This window comes from Klebsiella sp. GB_Kp047 (assembly GCF_040065235.1).
GTDB classification, from domain to species: Bacteria; Pseudomonadota; Gammaproteobacteria; order Enterobacterales; family Enterobacteriaceae; genus Klebsiella; species Klebsiella quasipneumoniae.
In genome coordinates this window covers 1-1,706 of record NZ_JBEAJG010000021.1, presented here as the reverse complement: position 1 = coordinate 1,706, position 1,706 = coordinate 1, and the positions used below count along the sequence as shown (strand labels likewise).

1 rRNA gene is annotated in these 1,706 nt (G+C 52.6%); it reads left to right on the top strand.

The window, feature by feature from the left end:
* Positions 1–146: 146 nt before the first annotated feature.
* Positions 147–1,686, top strand: a 16S ribosomal RNA gene (locus tag ABLV76_RS08355).
* Positions 1,687–1,706 lie beyond the last annotated feature (20 nt).

The window sequence follows — 1,706 nt, the reverse complement described above, 5'->3', positions numbered from 1 at the left end:
ACTGCTCTTTAACAATTTATCAGACAATCTGTGTGGGCACTCAAAGTGACATGGATTCTTAATGTCTTCGGACAATAAATGAATACCAAGTCTCAAGAGTGAACACGTAATTCATTACGAAGTTTAATTCTTTGAGCATCAAACTTAAATTGAAGAGTTTGATCATGGCTCAGATTGAACGCTGGCGGCAGGCCTAACACATGCAAGTCGAGCGGTAGCACAGAGAGCTTGCTCTCGGGTGACGAGCGGCGGACGGGTGAGTAATGTCTGGGAAACTGCCTGATGGAGGGGGATAACTACTGGAAACGGTAGCTAATACCGCATAACGTCGCAAGACCAAAGTGGGGGACCTTCGGGCCTCATGCCATCAGATGTGCCCAGATGGGATTAGCTAGTAGGTGGGGTAACGGCTCACCTAGGCGACGATCCCTAGCTGGTCTGAGAGGATGACCAGCCACACTGGAACTGAGACACGGTCCAGACTCCTACGGGAGGCAGCAGTGGGGAATATTGCACAATGGGCGCAAGCCTGATGCAGCCATGCCGCGTGTATGAAGAAGGCCTTCGGGTTGTAAAGTACTTTCAGCGGGGAGGAAGGCGATAAGGTTAATAACCTTGTCGATTGACGTTACCCGCAGAAGAAGCACCGGCTAACTCCGTGCCAGCAGCCGCGGTAATACGGAGGGTGCAAGCGTTAATCGGAATTACTGGGCGTAAAGCGCACGCAGGCGGTCTGTCAAGTCGGATGTGAAATCCCCGGGCTCAACCTGGGAACTGCATTCGAAACTGGCAGGCTAGAGTCTTGTAGAGGGGGGTAGAATTCCAGGTGTAGCGGTGAAATGCGTAGAGATCTGGAGGAATACCGGTGGCGAAGGCGGCCCCCTGGACAAAGACTGACGCTCAGGTGCGAAAGCGTGGGGAGCAAACAGGATTAGATACCCTGGTAGTCCACGCCGTAAACGATGTCGATTTGGAGGTTGTGCCCTTGAGGCGTGGCTTCCGGAGCTAACGCGTTAAATCGACCGCCTGGGGAGTACGGCCGCAAGGTTAAAACTCAAATGAATTGACGGGGGCCCGCACAAGCGGTGGAGCATGTGGTTTAATTCGATGCAACGCGAAGAACCTTACCTGGTCTTGACATCCACAGAACTTAGCAGAGATGCTTTGGTGCCTTCGGGAACTGTGAGACAGGTGCTGCATGGCTGTCGTCAGCTCGTGTTGTGAAATGTTGGGTTAAGTCCCGCAACGAGCGCAACCCTTATCCTTTGTTGCCAGCGGTTCGGCCGGGAACTCAAAGGAGACTGCCAGTGATAAACTGGAGGAAGGTGGGGATGACGTCAAGTCATCATGGCCCTTACGACCAGGGCTACACACGTGCTACAATGGCATATACAAAGAGAAGCGACCTCGCGAGAGCAAGCGGACCTCATAAAGTATGTCGTAGTCCGGATTGGAGTCTGCAACTCGACTCCATGAAGTCGGAATCGCTAGTAATCGTAGATCAGAATGCTACGGTGAATACGTTCCCGGGCCTTGTACACACCGCCCGTCACACCATGGGAGTGGGTTGCAAAAGAAGTAGGTAGCTTAACCTTCGGGAGGGCGCTTACCACTTTGTGATTCATGACTGGGGTGAAGTCGTAACAAGGTAACCGTAGGGGAACCTGCGGTTGGATCACCTCCTTACCTTAAAGAACCTGCCTTTG